Origin of the sequence: Faecalibacterium sp. BCRC 81149, assembly GCF_022750605.1 — a bacterium.
Taxonomy (GTDB): Bacteria; Bacillota; Clostridia; order Oscillospirales; family Ruminococcaceae; genus Faecalibacterium; species Faecalibacterium duncaniae.
The window spans coordinates 25002-44196 of sequence record NZ_QXJA01000009.1 but is presented as its reverse complement, the minus strand read 5'-3'; the positions used below and the strand labels follow the sequence as shown (position 1 = coordinate 44196).

At 60.7% G+C, this 19195-nt stretch carries 15 protein-coding genes, 1 riboswitch and 1 other annotated feature (1 of these 17 running past the window's edge); of the genes, 2 read left to right on the top strand and 13 right to left on the bottom strand.

All coding sequences use genetic code 11. The annotated features are described in order from the left end of the window. Nucleotides 1-57 (bottom strand) — a binding site (T-box leader); it reaches 203 nt to the left of the window's first position. 81 nt (nucleotides 58-138) lie between these two features. The 7 genes from dnaK to rlmB all read right to left on the bottom strand — a co-directional run bounded on the left by dnaK (nucleotide 139) and on the right by rlmB (nucleotide 9653). Continuing rightward, nucleotides 139-1941 carry a molecular chaperone DnaK gene (gene dnaK / locus D3F01_RS10575; RefSeq protein WP_242888588.1) on the bottom strand — a complete coding sequence of 601 codons (1803 nt, stop codon included), beginning with the start codon at nucleotides 1939-1941 and terminating at the stop codon, nucleotides 139-141. A 97-nt stretch (nucleotides 1942-2038) separates the two neighbouring features. Next, entirely contained in the window at nucleotides 2039-3100 is a 1062-nt protein-coding gene (locus D3F01_RS10570) for an SseB family protein (RefSeq protein WP_242888586.1), read from the bottom strand. 127 nt (nucleotides 3101-3227) lie between these two features. Then, on the bottom strand, nucleotides 3228-3860 hold the full coding sequence (locus tag D3F01_RS10565; protein ID WP_242888584.1) for a helix-turn-helix transcriptional regulator: 633 nt from the start codon (nucleotides 3858-3860) through the stop codon (nucleotides 3228-3230). Nucleotides 3861-4277: 417 nt separating this feature from the next. Continuing rightward, on the bottom strand, nucleotides 4278-5264 hold the full coding sequence (locus D3F01_RS10560) for an Ig-like domain-containing protein (RefSeq protein WP_035394831.1): 987 nt from the start codon (nucleotides 5262-5264) through the stop codon (nucleotides 4278-4280). A gap of 250 nt (nucleotides 5265-5514) precedes the next feature. Further along, nucleotides 5515-6054: a rubrerythrin gene (gene rbr / locus D3F01_RS10555; protein WP_242888581.1), complete on the bottom strand. Its 540-nt coding sequence runs from the start codon at nucleotides 6052-6054 to the stop codon at nucleotides 5515-5517. Between the two features lie 134 nt (nucleotides 6055-6188). Further along, nucleotides 6189-8804 (bottom strand): cell envelope biogenesis protein OmpA, encoded by a 2616-nt coding sequence (locus tag D3F01_RS10550; RefSeq protein ID WP_242888575.1) that lies wholly within the window; start codon nucleotides 8802-8804, stop codon nucleotides 6189-6191. A gap of 45 nt (nucleotides 8805-8849) precedes the next feature. Further along, on the bottom strand, nucleotides 8850-9653 hold the full coding sequence (gene rlmB / locus D3F01_RS10545; RefSeq protein ID WP_097771600.1) for a 23S rRNA (guanosine(2251)-2'-O)-methyltransferase RlmB: 804 nt from the start codon (nucleotides 9651-9653) through the stop codon (nucleotides 8850-8852). Nucleotides 9654-10217: 564 nt separating this feature from the next. Between rlmB and fba the strand changes: the two genes are divergently transcribed. Next, complete coding sequence (gene fba / locus D3F01_RS10540; protein ID WP_097771599.1) at nucleotides 10218-11081, top strand: class II fructose-1,6-bisphosphate aldolase; 864 nt, start codon at nucleotides 10218-10220, stop codon at nucleotides 11079-11081. Between the two features lie 154 nt (nucleotides 11082-11235). Here the strand turns inward: fba and D3F01_RS10535 are convergent, their stop codons facing one another. The 3 genes from D3F01_RS10535 to D3F01_RS15965 all read right to left on the bottom strand — a co-directional run bounded on the left by D3F01_RS10535 (nucleotide 11236) and on the right by D3F01_RS15965 (nucleotide 13553). Next, complete coding sequence (locus tag D3F01_RS10535; protein WP_242888573.1) at nucleotides 11236-12507, bottom strand: folylpolyglutamate synthase/dihydrofolate synthase family protein; 1272 nt, start codon at nucleotides 12505-12507, stop codon at nucleotides 11236-11238. After that, nucleotides 12504-13013, bottom strand: a complete 510-nt coding sequence (locus D3F01_RS10530) for a folate family ECF transporter S component (protein ID WP_242888571.1) — start codon at nucleotides 13011-13013, stop codon at nucleotides 12504-12506. The genes D3F01_RS10535 and D3F01_RS10530 overlap by 4 nt, the downstream gene beginning before the upstream one ends. Before the next feature lie 147 nt (nucleotides 13014-13160). Continuing rightward, nucleotides 13161-13257: riboswitch (THF riboswitch) on the bottom strand. A 167-nt stretch (nucleotides 13258-13424) separates the two neighbouring features. Continuing rightward, complete coding sequence (locus D3F01_RS15965; protein WP_278252036.1) at nucleotides 13425-13553, bottom strand: hypothetical protein; 129 nt, start codon at nucleotides 13551-13553, stop codon at nucleotides 13425-13427. 48 nt (nucleotides 13554-13601) lie between these two features. Here D3F01_RS15965 and D3F01_RS10525 point away from each other — a divergent pair, with 48 nt between their 5' ends. Continuing rightward, nucleotides 13602-14420 (top strand): PfkB family carbohydrate kinase, encoded by an 819-nt coding sequence (locus D3F01_RS10525; RefSeq protein WP_242888569.1) that lies wholly within the window; start codon nucleotides 13602-13604, stop codon nucleotides 14418-14420. Nucleotides 14421-14813: 393 nt separating this feature from the next. Here D3F01_RS10525 and D3F01_RS10520 read toward each other — a convergent pair whose 3' ends face one another. From D3F01_RS10520 to D3F01_RS10510, 3 genes are read right to left on the bottom strand one after another with little or no spacing between them, the layout of a single operon-like run. Continuing rightward, nucleotides 14814-16736 (bottom strand): ABC transporter ATP-binding protein, encoded by a 1923-nt coding sequence (locus tag D3F01_RS10520; RefSeq protein ID WP_242888568.1) that lies wholly within the window; start codon nucleotides 16734-16736, stop codon nucleotides 14814-14816. Continuing rightward, complete coding sequence (locus D3F01_RS10515; protein ID WP_242888565.1) at nucleotides 16736-18487, bottom strand: ABC transporter ATP-binding protein; 1752 nt, start codon at nucleotides 18485-18487, stop codon at nucleotides 16736-16738. The genes D3F01_RS10520 and D3F01_RS10515 overlap by 1 nt, the downstream gene beginning before the upstream one ends. Before the next feature lie 34 nt (nucleotides 18488-18521). Then, complete coding sequence (locus D3F01_RS10510) at nucleotides 18522-18998, bottom strand: MarR family winged helix-turn-helix transcriptional regulator (RefSeq protein WP_242888562.1); 477 nt, start codon at nucleotides 18996-18998, stop codon at nucleotides 18522-18524. Nucleotides 18999-19195: the final 197 nt, after the last annotated feature.

Sequence of the window (19195 nt, the reverse complement as noted above, 5' to 3'; positions counted from 1 at the left end):
CCCGGGCTCTCTGGAAGGATCAATGCGAAAACCTACTCTTCTCTTCACAGCCATTTTTGTGATATTGCATACATAATACCCCACTCTTCCGGGTTTGTCAACCCTTTCAACGAAGTTTTTCAGTAGGGAAATGCCCGCTTACTGCTGGCCGGCATCCTGCTCCGTGCTGTACAGCACCATCAGGTGGTTGGCGCTGGCTTCCAGTTGGGATTTTGCCTGACGGAGGTTCGCTTCCTCGGTCTCGTTCATCTTTTCGGGCTTATCCTTGCGCAGGCAGCGGCGCAGGCCGGCAAGGTCGTTCTTGACTCGGTTCTTCTCGTCCTTGTCCAGCTCCTTTTTGCACTTGGAGAGGGCCTCATCCACCTTGTAAGCCAGCATCTCGGCCTGATTGTGGAGCTCCAGCCGCTCCCTGCGGCGGGTATCCTCCTCCTCGTAGGCGGCGGCATCGGCCATGGCGCGCTGGATCTCGTTCTCAGAAAGATTGGTGCTGCCGGTGATGGTGATGTTCTGCTCCCGACCGGTGCCCAGATCCTTTGCAGACACCTTGACCACGCCGTTCACATCAATGTCAAAGGTGACCTCGATCTGGGGCTTGGAGGAGAAGCCGGAGCGGATGCCGGTGAGCTTGAATTTGCCCAGGCTCTTGTTGTCGCGGGCAAAGTGGCGTTCGCCCTGCAGCACGTTGATCTCCACGCTGGTCTGCATGGGGCGGGCCGTGGTAAAGATCTGGCTCTTGCGGGTGGGAATCATACTGTTGCGGGTGATGAGGGGGGTGGCCACGCCGCCCAGCGTCTCAATGGACAGCGTCAGCGGGGTGACATCCATCAGCACAAGGCCCTGCGCGGCCGCACCGGTGGCACCGGCCAGCTTTCCGCCGCCCTGCAGCAGGCCGCCCTGCACGGCGGCACCCATGGCCACGCATTCATCGGGGTTCAGGGTGTGGCTGGGCTCACAGCCCAGCAGCTCCCGGACCTGCCGCTCCACAGCGGGCATCCGGGTGCTGCCGCCCACCAGCAGGACTTTGCCCAGCTGGCTGGCGGAAATCCCGGCATCCCGCAGGGCGTTCTGCACCGGCTGAACGGTGCGGGCCAGCAGGTCACCGGTCATCATCTCAAACTGGGGGCGGCCCAGGCTCAGATCCAGATGGTGGGGGCCATCCTTGCCCACCGCGATAAACGGCAGGTTCAGCTGGGCGGAAAGCGCGCTGGAAAGCTCCTTCTTGGCCTTTTCCGCCTCCTCCTTCAGGCGGCCCATGGCGGCGGGGTCCTTGGTCAGATCGATGCGGTCAGATCTGCGGAACTCCGCCACAGCCCACTCAACGATGCGCTCGTCAAAGTCATCGCCGCCCAGATGGGTATCGCCGCCGGTGGCCAGCACCGTAAAGGTGCCGTCCTCGATCTCGATGATCGAAACATCAAAGGTGCCGCCGCCCAGATCGTAGACCAGGATCTTCTGGGGAGCTTCGTTGTCCAGGCCATAGGCCACCGCGGCGGCGGTGGGCTCGTTGATGATGCGCAGAACATTCAGGCCCGCAATGCGGCCCGCGTCCTGAGTGGCCTTGCGCTGGCTGTCGTCAAAATAGGCAGGCACGGTGATGACGGCCTCGGTCACCGGCTCGCCCAGATAGCTCTCGGCATCGCGGCGGATCTTGGTCAGGATCATGGCGCTGATCTCCTGCGGGGTCAGGTCTCTGCCATCGATATGCACCCGGTGATCAGAACCCATGTGCCGCTTGATGCTGGACACCGTGCGGCCGGAGTTTGTAGCGATCTGGCGCTTTGCCGCGCCGCCCACCAGACGCTCGCCATCCTTGGTAAAGGCCACCACGCTGGGGGTGGTGCGCTCGCCTTCGGCGTTGGTGATGACCACAGGCTTGCCGCCCTCCACCACCGCCACGCAGGAGTTGGTGGTGCCAAGGTCGATTCCGATCACTTTGCTCATAGTGCTTGTCCTCTTTTCTTCGGCGCAGAATATTTCCTTGAATATCTTACCGGTTTCCTATGACGATTTCTTAGAACAAATGTAAAGAAACTGTGTTTCAGGCGTTTTTATCGTCGGCCAGCAGCTGATCGGTCAGCAGTTCAGCCTCCCGCAGCCAGTCGGCAGCATCCGTTTCGCCCTCGGCCTGCAGGATCCGAAAGCCCTGCACGGCTTCGGCCACCTGCAGCAGCGCCTTTTTGCGGGAGAGGTACTGGGTCTCGTACTGGGCAAGACGCAGGCAGACCTGCGGGGTGTAGGCGATGTCCGGCACCTCCCGGGCAGCGTTCTGGGCGCGGCGGTAGTATTGCAGGGTCTCCGCCATCTCCCCGCCCGATGCGGCACAGTCATCCCCCAGGGCGATCATGGCCTGCACCTCCCCGGCCTGTGCGGCCTTTTTCCACATCCGCCGGGCCTGGGTCTTATTCTTCCGGGTACCCCGGCCATAATACAGGCAGTCCCCCAGGGCAGAAAGCGCCTCTGCGCTGCCCGCCTCGGCGGCGGCAGTGTAGCGGGCCGCTGCCTCCGGCCAATCCCCGGCCCGGGCGGCGGCGTGCCCGGCTTCCAGCTCCTGAGCGCCGGGGTTGTCGCTCCCCCGCTCCGATTTCAGCAGCCCGCTGAGCAGGGAGACATCCAGCGTGGCAGAGCTTGTCCACGGGTCCAGCACCACACCATCGATGCCGTCCGTTTCCAGCGCATACTCCATGGCGCTGCGCAGGCTGCGCTCCACCATGGGGCGGGTTGCGCTGGCCTTTTCCGCCTCGGCGTTCTTTACCGAGGTGAACAGCGGCAGATAGTGCCGCTCTTTCCGGGCGTGGAGCAGCCAGGGCGGCAGGCCCTCGGCCCGCTCCTCCGGGATGGGCAGATGCGCCCAGGGGGCGGCCCCGCTCTGGGGGTCCACCGCCGCATCCAGCGGCACCAGTACCTTGGTCTGCAATTCCAGCGCATAGTTCAGGGCGTTCATCAGGCTCCAGAAATGTTCCTCGTTCTGCTCCCGGTACAGCCGCGCCACGGCCTCCTCCACAAACGGGCAGCCTGTGCCCACCGGCCCGTACTGCGGCGCAGTCCGCTTTTTTCCGCTGCCCACCGGCCGGAAGCGCCGACCGCCCATGTTGTATGCCATTTATCTCACCCTTCTTTTTCATCAATAGGATAAGTATAGCAGGAATCCGCAAATTTCACAATATTTTCCCGCAGGCAGCCGAACGCAGAAACAGCAGGCGGCTGCACATGGCCGTCTGCTGTTCGGTTCACTCTTCTGCCGGTTCCTCCGCATCGTCCAGATAGTCCTCGATGCTGCCGATGCTGTACCGGTTCTCGTTGGCTTCCACGCTCCGTGCACTGGCATCGTAACAGGCTTCCAGAATGGGCATCACTGGCTGCTGGCCCTCCGGGTCGGTCAGATGTCCGATGGCCCGGGCCTCATAGTAGTTGTCGATGATCTGGTTCACGATCCGTTTGCGGTCACGGAGCGGAGTCTGCAGGTTGGCCAGCAGCTCCTGCCGGATGCCGCAGCTGTTGCTGCCGTGGTCGCCGAACAGGATGTAATACTCCTGCTCGATCTCCAGCGGTGCAGCCTGATGCAGATAATAATCCGCCAGTGTCCTCCGCTTCTTTTCGGTGCTGAAGCCCTTGATATCCTCCATGCCGCGCGGAAAGAGTTCCGGATGCCGGATCCACATTTCATAGGGCCCCACCGGCAGGTGCAGAGTATCGAATACATCCAGATAATCCTCCAGCGCAATGCGGATCTCGCCCCGCTCCCATTTCTGAATGGTACGCTTGTCCCGCCCCAGCATATCCGCAAGCTCCTGCTGGGATCTGCCCGCCACGTTCCGGGCAAAGGCAATGGCTTCCCCGATTCGGTTCCGGTAGTTGGTCATATTCTTTCCCTCCTGACACACACTTGTCCACCAGGCATTCCAACGTCTGGCGACATAAAATACTTTCCTCTGATAAAAGGATAATGGTTTGTCCCGCCTTCTGTCAAGAGTTGCAAATTCAATCACTTCACGTCAAATTTTTGTTAAATGTGTCATTCAATCCGGACAGCCGCCTTTTTTGCAGAGATTTTGCCACTCCGTGGGGCATCCGCCCCCTGTCTTAAACAACATTCGGGCCATTTTGTCCTTTTTCACCTGCCGGAGGCGGCCGGATGTGTCAGGTACACCACAACATGCAACGCAAAATATTTTTTGCAAAAAATTCCTCTGCGGCAAGTTTTTCCCAGTGTATCCGATTCCGTACACGCAAAAACCGCCCATAGCCGTCAAAAACAGCCATGGGCGGGTGCTTTTTCTTTATGCCAGTTTGTTCAGCCGTACGGCAACGTAGGGGTCAGGGAGCTTGAGCTCGTCAGCAAGGTCGGCTTCAGATTCGTACTTCTCCGCCGCCATGCCCACCACAACGCTGCACACGTCAAAGCGTCCGGCGGGCGAAAGGGCCGTGACCTTGGCTTCTCCATCGGCAATGGCGGTCACCACGCCATCCGCATCCACGGTAACGACACCCGGGTTGCTGCTGACCCATGTAATGGGCACACTGCCGCCGCCCTCCACCGCAACGGTGGCCGTCAGGCGCTCCTGGGTGCCCACGGTGCGGAGCAGCAGGTCACTCTTGTTCAAGGTCACCTTGCCGATATCCGAAGTCACCGTGACGCTGCACCGCAAAGCCTGGCCGTTGGAGACCATTGCCGTGATGGTGGTGGTGCCCGCCGCCTGAGCCGTGACAAGGCCCTTGTCGCTGACTGTGGCAACCTCAGGGTTGCTGCTCATCCACTGGTAGACATAGAGGAAGGAGTGATCGCTGTTGGTCAGCTGGAGCTGGTGGGTGGGGTGCAGGTCATTGTACTGCAGCACAAGACTCAGGCTGGTGGTGTCCAGCGTGGGCTTTTTTCTGGCTGCTTCTTCATTTTTGCGGGTCACGGTCACCTTGCAGGCGGCACGTTCGCCGTGGTCGGAGATGGCGGTGATGATGGCAGTGCCCGCATTGCGGCCCGTCACCTTGCCGTCGCCATCCACCGTGGCAACATTGGAGTTGCTGCTCATCCAGACGATGAAGTAATAATCGCTCTGTCCGCTGGTGTACAGGTAGCCCTTGGGGCGGGGGTCATCATCGGTGATCTCCAGCTCCATCTCGGTCAGCTCCAGTTCCAGCTTGGAGCCGGTTCCGGTCAGGCCTGTCAGCACACCGGGCGCGGCCTGCGCGGGCAAAGGGGCAGCCAGCAGGGCCCCGCTCAGAGCCAGCAGGGCCAGAAGCCGCCCCGCGGTTTGGAATTTCCATTTCATTGGGTCGAACTTCCCTCCTTGTTTCATCCCATGGGATCAAAGGAATGCCGCACACATGGAAAAATTTCGCGTCCATGATTTTTCTCACTATTGATTTATTTTACACGTCCGGCCAATGTGGGTCAAGTTTTTCGCCCAAAGTGCTGTGCTTTCGCACCCGATTTCGTGGACTATACCAGTTTTTCCGGAAAATTTTGTGCAAAAAGAACGCCGCAGTCCCGGCGTGGGAGCTGCGGCGTTCCGGACAGGATCAATAATTGTGCTTTTTCAGCTCAAAGTAGCTCTGGGGATGTGCACAGACCGGGCACTTCAGGGGAGCCGACTTGCCGATATAGGTGTAGCCGCAGTTCCGGCACTGCCAGACCTGCTGCTCTTCCCGGGCAAAAACCTTGCCGTTCTTCAGGTTCTCGGCCAGCTCACGGTAGCGCTCCTCGTGCTCTTTCTCGATCTGCGCCACCATGGTGAACAGGGCAGCCAGCTGGGTAAAGCCCTCTTCCTTGGCCTCTGCGGCCATCCGGGGGTACATCTCGGTCCACTCGTCGTGCTCGCCGCCGGCTGCCATTTCCAGGCAGGTCATGGTATCGGGGATGGAGCCGCCGTTCAGGGCCTTGAACCACATCTTGGCGTGCTCCTTCTCGTTGGCAGCCGTCTCCTCAAAGATCGCTGCCAGCTGCTCATAGCCCTCCTTCTTGGCCACGCTGGCGAAGAAGGTATACTTGTTGCGGGCCTGGCTCTCGCCTGCAAAGGCTTCCCACAGGTTTTTCTCGGTCTTGGTACCCTTGAGTTCCATATTCATGCTCTCCTTTTGTTTGTGCGGTGTATCATTTCGCCGCCGGTGACCGCCGGGGCGTTCCTTCTGCACTGATTATACCAGAGTTCCGAATTGAAATCAAGAATAATTCCTATTTATTTTAAGAACATTTCTCAGTTATGCTGTTTCAGAGCGCAGACCGCAATGCTCAAAGCGCTCCATGCCGCCTGATACATCAGGACAGCGGCCACCGACAGGGTGCCGATGCTGCCTGCGTAGGTCAGCAGAGCACCGATGACCACCGAGAACCAGACCGAGACCATCTGCACCGTGGTGGCGCTCGTCTCGGCGTTCTGGGCCTTTTCCGCCGCGCGCAGACCGCCGATCAGGCTGGCAAAACCTTTATCATGCAGCATACAGCAGCGGGCGGTCTCGTCCGGCTGGGCAGGGGTCAGCGCGCTGCACTGCTCCTGATCCAGCAGAGTGATCATCCCCTCGGGCAGATGGTAAGCCTCGGTGATGTGGCGGGCCGTCAGGCTGGGGTCCTCACAGGTGACCAGCAGGCGGATGTTCTCCCGCTGCAGCACCTCCAGACCGCGGGCGGCGTTGCGGCCGCCCACATAATGGAGCACGAACATGGCGTGCAGGCTTCCGGAAACAGCCAGATACAGGATCTGCAGCGCGCCGTTCTGGGAGTGCTCATCCTCGTACTCCTGCTCAGGCAGGGGCACGCCCTCCCGCTCCATGTACAGCCGGTTGCCGATGAGCACCCGGTTGTTATCGCACCAGGCAGCAAAGCCAAGGCCGTGGTGGACCTCCAGATCCTTCACAGGGTACAGGATCTCGGTGCGGTCCTCGATGATCTGGCGGAACAGGCCCCGCAGGGTCTCACAGCTGTGGTTGAGGATGCTGGCCGCATAGAGGATGGCGCGGTCGATGCGGCCGCCCTTGAAGATGCGGATATCCTCCAGATTCACGCTGTCGGCGGTAAAGAGCTCGTCGGCATCCACCTGCACAGTATCCACGCCGCCCAGCTCCTCAATGGCAGCCCAGCCGGGCACCACGGCACCGGCGGCGGCTGCGTTTTTTTGCAGGCGCAGAGAAGCGATGCCCGCAACCAGGGTGGAGGACAGCGGTGCACCCATGCAGAGCATGGAGGTCAGGGCTGCGGCCATGCCGTTGGGCCCGCCGCCAAACAGCAGGAACACCAGCCCGCTGAGCACGGCGGCACCCAGCAGGATCAGGGCCGTCTTGCGGGCGCGGCGCTCACTGGCGCGCTCCCCGAAGCTCTGCTCCACCAGCGCCTCGTCCCACTGGACAGGGCGGCTGAGCAGCACCCAGGGGTCTTTCTGATCCAGGCTCCGGGCCAGCACCCGGATCAGGTCCTTATCCCGGACACGGAATGCGCCCTGCAGCCCCTCAGGGGATCGGGCGGCAAGGTCATAGCCGTTTCTGACGGCAGTCAGCAGGACACGGCTGCCCAGCAGGGCCAGGAACAGGCCCAGTGCGGCCACGCCGGAAAGCAGCGTCCAGCTGGAGTTCTGATAGCTCTGGGCGTTGAGCAGGGCGACCGCAGCCTGCACCAGCGCACCGCAGGCAGCCAGCGCCGGCATGGTGTCTGCACTGGGGCGGCCCTTGAGGCCCTGCAGGCCATCCCGCAGGACAGGCCAGCCCACAACCAGCGCACCGGCCAGAAAGAGCAGGTTGGCGGCATAGAACGCCGCCGGGGCGATCACGGGGTCAAGGGAGGCCACAGGGGCCAGCAGCCCCTCGGCAACAAGGCCAAAGTGGAGCAGTACCACGGCAAGGATGCCCTCCAGCACACACCGCAGCGTCAGCTCCGCGCCCATCCGGCGGAGCTTCTCCCCCACCTGCTCGGGCGTTTCCGGCTCGGCTTCCTCTTCAGGCTTTTCCTCAGCCTCCGGCGCGGCAGGGGCCGCTTTCTCAGCAGGCTGGGCCGGGGCCTCCCCTGCCGGGGCGGCAGGCCGGGCGGGTGCTTCGTCCTCTTCCAGCCCCATCAGCGGCAGGCTCATGCTGTCGTCCTTGCTGGGGGCCTCGGTGCGGGTAGGGGCCTGCGGCTCGTTCTCGTCCGCGCCCTTGCCAAAGAACTGGAAAGCCGTTTCCGGTTCCGGCTCAACCTCTGGCGCGGCTTCCGGGGCAGACTTCGCCTGCTTTACCGACTGATCCTCGGCAAACACCATGGGGATGGCCGGGCCCTCAGGCGCTGCGGGAGCTTCCGGCTCCACGGCCAGCACCTCTTCGGGGGCATCCTGCACCTCCTCCACCGGGGCGGGCTTGGGGGTGCCATAGAGCATGGCCTTGAGTTCGGCCATCTCTGCATCCTCCTGCTGCTCCTGCGGGGTCAGGGGTTCCCGGCGGCGGGGCGGCTCCGGCTTTTTCTCGGGCTGGGGTGCGGGCCGGGGTTCCGGCTTCGGCGCTGCGGGGGCTTCCGGCGCGGTGGGCAGAGCCACAGGCTCTGCTTCCTCCAGCTCTTCGGGCTCCAATGCCAGCTCCAGGCCGGCCTCGGCTTCTTCCTCATGGCCCAGCACGATCTCACCCGTGGGCGGCAGCTCATTCTGCACAGCCGGGGCGGCGGCAGGCTCCTCTTTGTCCTTTTCGCGGTGAAAGAGCTTGCCCAGCAGGCTGCCGGTGCTCTCCTTTTCCTCATCGCGGCGCTTCATCTCTTCGGGCACCTGTGCCACGCTGGTGCTGAAAAACGTGCGGAACTTCTCGTTCTGCGCATCGATCTCTTCCTGTGTCAGCTCTTTGCGCTTATCATCCTTTGGCATCCTAGTCCCTCCCTGTTCTGGTCACGGCGGTCTGGCCGCTGTTTCTTACTCTGCGGCGCGCTGGCTCTGGATCTCGTACAGGATGATGCCAGCCGCCACCGAGACATTGAAGCTGTCCACACCGGTGCCCTGAGCGGCCATATCCAGCCGCACCACACCATCGCAGAGCTTTTTCACCAGCTGGGATACACCGCTGCCCTCGCTGCCCAGCACCAGTGCGATGGGGCCGGTCAGGTTGTTCTTGCGCAGGGGCACGCCGTCCATATCGGCACAGTAGACGAACACCCCCTGATCCTTCAGGCGGCGGATGGTCTCGCCGATGTTGGCCACGCGGGCCACAGGCAGGCGCTCGGCCGCACCGGCACTGGACTTGATAACGGTGGGGGTCACGGACGCGCCGCCCCGCTTGGGGATGACGATGCCGTGGGCTCCGCACAGCAGAGCAGAGCGCATCACCGCGCCCAGATTATGGGGGTCCTCGATGCCGTCACTCAGCACCAGGAAAGGGGGCTCCCCCTTCTCTCTGGCAACGTTCAGCAGGTCCTCCACGGTCACATATTCGATCTCGCTGGCAAAGGCAGCCACGCCCTGGTGGCTCTCGGTGCCGGTCATCAGGCGCAGCTTGTTGGGGTGCACCCGCTTGACCGTGGCCCCGGCCTCCTTGGCCATGGCGGTATAGTAAGCTGCCACGGCGGGGGCCATGCCCTCCGCGATCAGCACGGTATCCACGCCGGAACCGCTCTTGAGCAGCTCGGTCACGGGGTTTTTGCCGTAGACCAGGCTCTCATTCCTGGGCTGCTCCTCCGTGCTGCTGCGGCGGGGGCGGCGCGGCATTTTCTGTTCGTCCATTGATGTGTTCTCCTTCCATTCTATGGCAAGGCGGGCCGTTTGAGCCGCGCCATGGTTTCGTTCTGTTTCAGTTTTACTATATTTTGACACTGATACATTCTAAAGTATAGCATACCCCGGCATTCTTCGCAATGTTTGCCGAAGGCAAAAGTTTTCCACATTCAGCAGGCTATACAATCGGTAATTCGGCTCAAATTTTTCCACATGTTGAAAACCCGGTGGAAAATGTTCAAAAATCAAGTTTGTACGCCCACTTTCCAGGTGGAATTCCACAGTTTCCACCGAGTTTTCAACCTCCCAGGTTCGACATGCAAACTTCCCGCCGTACTTTTTGTAAAATTCAAGTCGGAATTATGACAATTTTTGAAGGGAGATCCAGTGGTTTTTGCCAGAATCTCCAACATCAAAATGCCCAATGTGAATTTGTGTTGAAAACGCCGCGGGAACCGCCTTGATTTTATCCTGTAATTGGGGTATACTACCCTTAGGTTCGTTAAAGGATGCGCAATCTTGTATCCAAAACGGCTTTTTCACCCCAAAATGATTTTGCGGAGGTAATGAATAATGTTGGTAAATGCAACCGAAATGCTGATCAAGGCACGCGATGGCCACTACGGTGTGCCCCAGTTCAACATCAACAATCTGGAGTGGACCAAGGCAGTCCTGACCGCCTGCGAGGAAATGAAGAGCCCCGTTATCCTGGGTGTCTCTGAGGGCGCAGGAAAATACATGACCGGCTTCAAGACCGTTGCCGCCATGGTCAGCTCCATGGTGGAGACCATGGGCATCACTGTTCCCGTTGCCCTGCACCTGGACCACGGCACCTACGAGGGCTGCAAGGCCTGCGTTGAGGCCGGCTTCTCCTCCATCATGTTCGACGGCAGCCACTACTCCATCGAGGAGAATGTGGAAAAGACCAAGGAGCTGGTCGCTCTGGCACACTCCAAGGGCCTGAGCATCGAGGCCGAGGTCGGCTCCATCGGCGGCGTTGAGGACGGCGTTGTGGGCGCTGGCGAGATCGCAGACCCCGCTGAGTGCGCAAAGATCACCGATCTGGGCATCGACTTCCTGGCTGCCGGCATCGGCAACATCCACGGCGTTTACCCCGCCAACTGGAAGGGCCTGGACTTTGAGGCTCTGGACCGCATCCACAAGGCTACCAACAACATTCCTCTGGTCCTGCACGGCGGCACCGGCATCCCCGACGAGATGATCCAGAAGGCCATCAGCCTGGGCGTTTCCAAGATCAACATCAACACCGAGTGCCAGCTGGTCTTTGCTGAGGCCACCCGCAAGTACATCGAGGCTGGCAAGGATCAGCAGGGCAAGGGCTTCGACCCCCGCAAGCTGCTGGCTCCCGGCGCTCAGGCCATCGTTGACAAGTGCAAGGAGAAGATCGAGCTGTTCGGCTGCGCAGGCAAGGCCTGAGCCGAAGCGCATCTCCTGAGCACATTCCCGCCCCATAAATGATATTGCCCCGCTGTTCTGTGCATCACAAAACAGCGGGGCATTTTTTTGTAAGCCAATCCGCAAAAAGGGGGCTGCTGCACCGGTTTTTCCCGTGTGCCGCAGCCCCTCTTCTTTACTGGTTCAATTTTGCAAACGCTTTCCGCACATCGCCGGAGAAGTAGAGCGTGCCCAGCGCGCACACGGGGCCGGTGCCCCCAAGGGCGACCGCCCGGGCCACACCGGCTTCAATGGTGGAAGCAGGCTCGGCCCTGCCGCCCCGGGCGCGGATCTGTTCGGCCAGCGTCTCGGCGGGCATGGCGCGGGGGGTATGGGCCGCCACGGTGACGAACTGCCCGGCCAGCGGCAGGAGCAGTGCCAGCATCTCGTCCACATCCTTATCCGCCATGATGCTGAGCAGGAACACGAACTTCTGCCCCGGAAAGCGATCCCGCAGGCTCTGCACGGTGGCCCGCATTCCGTGGGCGTTGTGGCTGCCATCCAGCAAAAAGGCGGGCGAATGCCGCAGCAGCTCGAACCGGCCCGGCCAGCGCACCTGTTCCAGACCGGCACGGATGGCACTGTCCGGGATGTTCCAGCCCCGGCTGCGCAGCACCCGCAGGGCCGTAATGGCCGTGGCGGCGTTCCGGGGCTGATAGCTGCCGATCAGGGGCAGGCGGATGCCGTTCAGGCCGTCAAAATCAAAGGTGACAGCATCCAGATCCCCGTCCTCGATGGTCAGCCTGCTGAGATCTACCACGGTCAGCGGCGCGTGCCGCTCTGCCGCCGCACGGGCGATGACGGCATCGGCCTCGGGCACACCGCCATAGCTCACCACCGGACTGCCCGGCTTGATGATGCCCGCCTTGGCCGACGCGATATCGGCCAGGGTGGGGCCCAGCTCCTTCACATGATCCATACCCAGCGCCGTGATGACCGCGCACTCCGGCGGGTCGATGACGTTGGTGGAATCCAGCGTGCCGCCCAGGCCCACCTCCAGCACCACGATGTCGCATTTCGTCTCAGCGAACCAGAGCATCCCCAACGCCGTGATGATCTCGAACTCGGTGGGGATATCGGTCATGGCATCGGCAGCGGGCTTCACACGCTCCACCAGCCGCACCAGCGCCTCGTCCGGGATCTGTTGGCCGTTTACCTGAATGCGTTCGTTGAACCGGTTGATAAAGGGCGAGGTATACAGGCCCACCCGGTAACCCGCCGCCTGCAGGCAGGAGGCCAGCATGGCCGCCGTGCTGCCCTTGCCGTTGGTGCCCGCCACATGGATGAATCTCAGCTGCTTGTGCGGGTTCCCCAGTGCGGCCAGCAGGGTCCGGGTGCGGGTCAGGCCCGGCTTGTGCCCCACCCACTGGACGGCGTGGATATAGTTCAGTGCTTCTTCATAGTTCATTGTGCAATGCCTCGGATCGTTTTGTTTTCCAGCAGCAGGCGCACCAGCACGGTGTTCACCGCCGCCAGGACCAGCGCGTTGGGAATGCGGGTCACCAGCACGCTCCACGGATAGTTATAGAAGAGGTGGAGTGCCAGCGAGTTGATGACAATGGAGCCCACCGCATGGCCGGCAAACACGCTGATCTGGGTGCGCAGGCCCAGCCGCAGGTTGGGCAGGGCGCGCCAGAGAAGGCCCGCCGTCAGGCCGATGGAGCCAGCCCCCAGCGTGATCAGCGGATTGATGGCGTAGCCGGAAAGGGTGCCGCCGATCATATCGGCCACTGCACCCACGGCAAAGCCCTCCACCGGCCCGAACAGCACAGCGGCCAGCAGGGTGGGCAGGCTGCCCAGGTTGAACCGGACAAAGCCGGTGGAAATGCTCAGCACCCGGGCAAACACGATGCTCATGGCAGTGAGCAGGGCCAGCATGGTGAGCTTGCGGACGGAATTTTTGGAATGATTCATATCAATTGTCCTCCCCTGTTTCGGGAACCGCGGGGCGGGCAATGCAAAACGCCCTCCCCTGTGACAAACCGCACAAAGGAGGGCGTGATTCAACGGTTCACATCCAGACGGGGCCGCAGACGGCCCCATCTGCACCCAAGTCCATGCAGCAGCGGGATGCAGGCCATGCACCGCGGGTCTTACCTTCGTCCGCAGCACAACTCCCCGTTGATGCGGCACTTAACGCGCATGGCCTTACTCTGTTGATGGTCTTATTATATGCCTTTTTCCGGCCCATTGCAACCACAACTCCCATCATCTTTCCCAATTCGCGGGGCAGATTTTTGGCGGGGTGCACAATTCCGGCCTACACAAAAAGCCCTCCGGTGCGTCTCGTCCCGGAGGGCTTTGGGGTACAAAGGGTCTGGTCAATTACTGCACATCGGTCAGCTCAGCCAGCTTGTGGAAGATCTCGGTGTTGTCATACACGCCGCGGAACTTGTCTGCACCCTGACCACGGGCGTAGAGGTTCGCCCCGGATCGGTTGCATCCGGTGGGCAAATCGTGTATACTGTAACCCGATTTTTATTTGCGGAGGGAGGGGTGCACATGTCCGTTTTGTGTCTGGGCGAAGTCTGGCTGGAGCTGAACGCTGCCACGGCTCCGGAGCTGACGGAGACGTTCCGGGCGCAGACCGGCGGCTGGGGTGCAGGCTTCTGCCGCCGGTACGCCGCATTGGGCGGACAGGCGGCTCTGCTGGCCCAGCTGGGAGCCGACCCCTTTGGCCGCAAGCTGGCGGCCCAGCTTGCCCGGGATGGTGTGGATTGCTCCCTGCTCTGCTTCACGGATGCCTTCCCCACGCCGGTGGTGTTCACCGGAGCAGACACCGCTCTGCCCTACCGTGCCCACACCGCCGGGCTGGCCCTTGGGCCGGAGCAGCTGGAGGCCGCCCCGTTCCGGGGAGCCTCTGCCTTCTGCTTTTCCTCCGCCGGGCTGGTGGACAGCCCCCTGCGGCTGGCCCACCTCGAGGCCCTTGCCGCCGCCCGGGATGCCGGGGCGCTCTGCTGCTATCTTCCCCGGCTGGCGCAGGCCGCGCCCTACTGGCCGCAGCGGGAGGCCCTGTGCCAGACCGCCCTGCAGTTTCTTGACCGGGCAGACGTTCTCTTTTTAGAGGAGAGCGACCTGCTCCTCCTCTTCGGCTCCCGGGAGCTGCGCACAGCCCTGTTTGCCCTGTTCACCGGCCATGTGCAGCTGATCTTTTTCTACAAAAAGGACAGGATTCTCGCCTTTACACGCAGCGTTATGGCTTCTGCCGCAAAAAAAGACCAGAGCCCCGCTCTGGTCTTGTATCGGATGGAGAAAATGATGCTTCCTGTCTCCTCTCTGCCCAGATTAAAGGAATCTGAGCTGAACGCGCTGATCGGATAGCCCCCTGCCGCTGAGATGGCGGCGGGAACCGAACAAAAACAGCCAGCGCCGTGGAAAGGAGGAGAAAGCGGCGCTGGCTGTGTATGAGAACTCCCAAACATTTGCGGCTGTCAGGAGATGGTTGGTAGTCTGTCCGCTGCCTTGGCTATTGCCTCGCATCAGCAGGGGACAGTGTTTTTTAAAGGGGCCGCGCCGCCCGGTTTCTGCCGGAGATGCGCGGTTTTCATTGCCTGCATGGCATCTTGGGAGGTTGTTTTTCTGTTCCTCCCTGACTGCACCCTTATTGTACAGGATAAAAATGGAGTTTCTTTGTGAGGAATTTGAACAAATTGAAAATAAACGGAGCCGCTGCACATCATTTTGTACAGCGGCTCCGTTTTTTACGATTTTTCTTTAATTTTCAGCCAGATTACCGGTGTAGAGCTGGTAATACTTGCCCTTCTTGGCGATCAGCTCGTCGTGGCTGCCGCGCTCGATGATGCGGCCCTGCTCCAGAACCACGATGCAGTCTGCATTGCGGACGGTAGACAGACGGTGGGCAATGACAAAGCTGGTGCGGCCATACATCAGGCCGTCCATGCCCCGCTGGACCAGCGCCTCGGTGCGGGTATCAATGGAGGAGGTCGCCTCGTCCAGGATCAGCACCGGGGGATCGGCAACCGCGGCGCGGGCAATGGCCAGCAGCTGGCGCTGCCCCTGCGACAGGTTTGCGCCGTCGTTGGTCAGCATGGTGTTGTAGCCATCGGGCAGACGCTTGACAAAGCCATCGGCATTGGCCAGCTTTGCGGCGGCAATGCACTCCTCATCGGTGGCATCCAGGCGGCCATAGCGGATGTTCTCCATGACCGTGCCGGTAAACAGGTGGGTATCCTGCAGCACGATGCCCAGAGAGCGGCGCAGGTCGTCCTTTTTGATCTTGCGGATGTTGATGCCATCATACCGGATCTTGCCGTCTGCGATATCGTAGAAGCGGTTGATCAAGTTGGTGATGGTCGTTTTGCCGGCACCGGTGGAGCCGACAAAGGCGATCTTCTGGCCCGGGCGGCCATAGAGGTTGATCCCGTGCAGAACAGTCTTTTCAGGCACATAGCCAAAATCGACATCGGTAAAGGTGATGTCACCCGCCAGCTTGTGGTAGGTGGTGGTGCCGTCGTGGTGGGGATGCTTCCAGGCCCAGATGCCGGTGCGCTCGGTGGTCTCCACCAGCTCGTCATCCTTGCCATACTTGACGTTGACCAGGGTGACATAGCCTTCATCGGTCTCGCTGGTCTCGTCCATCATCTTGAAGATACGCTCTGCACCGGCCAGTGCCATGATCACGCTGTTGGCCTGCATAGACACCTGGCTGATGGGCATATTGAAGCTCTTGTTCAGGCTCAGGAAAGCCATCACGGTACCCAGGGTCATGCCGCCGACATTGCCAACGGCCATGGCCGCGCCTGCCAGAGCACAGACTGCATAGCTGATATTGCCCAGCTGTGCGGTAACGGGCATGATGATGTTGGCGTAGCTGTTGGCCTGCTTGGCGCTTTCCTTCAGCTTATCGTTCAGCTGCCGGAAGCCGTCCAGAGCCTTCTGCTCGTGGGTGAACACCTTGACGACCTTCTGGCCCTCCATCATCTCTTCGATGTAGCCGTTCACCTTGCCCAGATCCTTCTGCTGTGCCACAAAGTACTTGCCGCTCATGGCAGTGATCTTCTTGGAGCAGAACAGCATCAGGGCCACCATCAGCATGGTGACAACGGTGAGCTGCCAGCTCATCAGGCACATGCTGGTGAACACGGACACGATGGTGATGGCGCTGGACACCAGCTGGGGGATGCTCTGGCTGATCATCTGGCGCAGGGTGTCCACATCGTTGGTGTACACCGACATGATATCGCCGTGGGGGTGGGAGTCAAAATACCGGATGGGCAGGCTTTCCATGTGGGTGAAAAGCTGGACGCGCAGGTTGCGCAGGGTGCCCTGGGTCACGTTGACCATGATGCGGGCGTTGAGCCATGCGGCCAGCACGCCGATGGCGTAGATGCAGCCGATGCGCATCAATGCGCCTACCAGCGGGCCGAAGTCCGGCGTGGCCTGCCTGGTCATGGGGACGATGTAATCATCGATCAGGGTCTTGAGGAAGAGGCTTGCCTGCACATTTGCCAGCGCGCTGACGATGATGCAGACCAGCACAAGGATGCAGTGGGGCAGATAGTGCTTGAACACCTCATCCATGATCCGCTTGAGCAGCTTGCCCGGGTTCTCGACCTTCGGCTTGGGGCCGCCCATCCTACGGGGGCCGGGGCCCTTTACTTCTTTCACCTGTGCCATTACTGCTCACCTCCCTGCTTGTCAAAATCGCCGCCGCCCTGGGTCTGGCTGTTGTAAACTTCCTGATAGATCTTGTTTGTCTTGAGCAGCTCCTCGTGAGTGCCCAGGCCGTTGATCTGGCCGTTGTCCAGCACCAGGATGCGGTCTGCATCCTGCACGGAGGAGATGCGCTGTGCAATGATGATCTTGGTGGTGCCGGGGATCTCCTCCCGGAAGGCCTTGCGGATCTTGGCATCGGTGGCGGTATCCACGGCGCTGGTGCTGTCGTCCAGGATCAGCACCTTGGGCTTGCGCAGCAGCGCGCGGGCAATGGTCAGGCGCTGCTTCTGGCCGCCGGACACGTTGGAGCCGCCCTGCTCGATCCAGGTATTGTACTTATCAGGGAAGCGCTCGATGAACTCATCGGCGCAGGCCAGCTTGGCCACCCGGATGCACTCTTCCTCGCTGGCGTTCTCATCGCCCCAGCGCAGGTTGTCGAGGATGGTGCCGCTGAACAGAACGTTCTTCTGCAGCACCATGGAGACCTCCCGGCGGAGGACATCCAGGCTGTAATCCTTAACGTCCACGCCGCCCACCTTGACAGAGCCGGTCTCGGCATCATACAGGCGGGGGATCAGCTGCACCAGGCTGGATTTTGCACTGCCGGTGCCGCCGATGATGCCCAGCGTCTCGCCCGGCCGGATGCTGAAGGTGACATCGTTCAGGACAGGCTGGCCGGAGCCGTGCTTATACTTAAAGGTAACGTGGTCAAACTCAATGCTGCCGTCTGCCACCTGCTGCACCGGCTGCTTTGCCGGGGGCAGGTCGGTGGTCTCGTCCAGCACCTCCACGATACGGCGGGCGGAAGCGGCGGACATGGCGATCATCACAAAAGCCATGCTCAGCATCATCAGGGCCATCAGGATGTTCATAATGTAACCGAACAGGGCGTTCAGCTGGCCGGTGGTGATCGCACCGTTCAGGACGTAATGTGCGCCGAACCAGCTCAGGGCGATGTTGCAGCCGTACACAGAGACCAGCATGGCGGGATTGTTGAAGCTCAGGCGGCTCTCGGCGTGGACGAACTGCTTGTACAGGCTCTCGCAGGCCTTGGTGTACTTCTCGTTCTCAAAGTGCTCCCGGACAAAGCTCTTGACCACGCGGATGGCCGAGACATTCTCCTGCACGGAGGCGTTCAGGTTATCGTAGTTCTTGAACACCTTATCAAAGATGCCGAAGGTGGGGACCATGATGCCTGCCAGCACTGCCACCAGGAACACGATCGCCACCAGGAACACCATGGTCAGCGAGCGGCTGATCATGGAGGCCATGATGAGCGCGAAAACCAGATGGACGGGGGCACGCACGCACATGCGCTCGATCATCTGGAACGCGTTCTGCAGGTTGGTCACGTCGGTGGTCATGCGGGTGACCAGACCGGCCGTGGAATACTTGTCGATGTTGGAGAACGAGAAATGCTGGATATTCTCATACATCGCATCGCGCAGGTTGCCCGCAAAGCCGGTGGATGCCGTAGCGGCAAACCTGCCGGCCAGCAAGCCCAGCAGCAGGGCAATGGCCGCCACCAGGAAGGTGAGCAGGCCGTACTTGATAACGGCGTTCATATCGCCCTTTTCAATGCCCTGGTCAATGATAAAGGCCATGATGGTGGGCAGCAGCACATCCATGATGGCTTCCAGAGCAGATAGGATCGGTGTCAGGATCGCGGCGCGCTTGTACTCGCCCAGATGTGACACAAGTTTTTTGATCATCTGTTGTAATCCTCCTGAAGTTTATTTGCAGGGGTCATTCCAGCCCCTTGCGCAGCTTGTTCAACAACCGCAGAAGCTCTGCGTTTTCCTCTTCCGTCAGCAATCCGGCCACAAACTCATCGGTCTGGTGCAGGGAGAGTATCGTCTTTTCATGGACGCGGCCCCCCTCTTCCGTCAGGATCAGCCGTTTGAGCCGGGCATCCTGCGGCACGCTCTGGCGCTCGATGTAGCCCTTGCGCTCCATCAGCTGCAGGATGTTCGTCACGGTCGAGCGTGTGATGGAGAACTCCCGCTCGATATCGCGCTGGTATACGGCCTCATTTTTGTGCCAGTAGAGGTAGCTCATGATCCAGTCGTGCATGGGGGTCACGTTGTCCACGTTGTTCTCCCGGTGGAACTGGTTGATCTTGCGGAAGATCAGGTTGTTCACCCGGCGCACCTGTGCCGGGATGACCTGCGGCGGCTCCCATGGGGGGTTGCAGCAGGGCTGTTTTTTGCTTTCATCGTGCATAATGGTTTCCCTTTTGAATTGTTTGTGACAGGATTGTTTTCTTTAGAACTGTTCGATTCCGTACAATATCATAACGCACGATTCGATCTTTGTCAATAGAAGACGCAAAATAAAATACAGAAGCGCCCCACCGAACGAACGGCAGGGTGCCTCCACTGGGCGCTGATTTTGCTTCTGCTGGCTCAACAGCCCTTGCT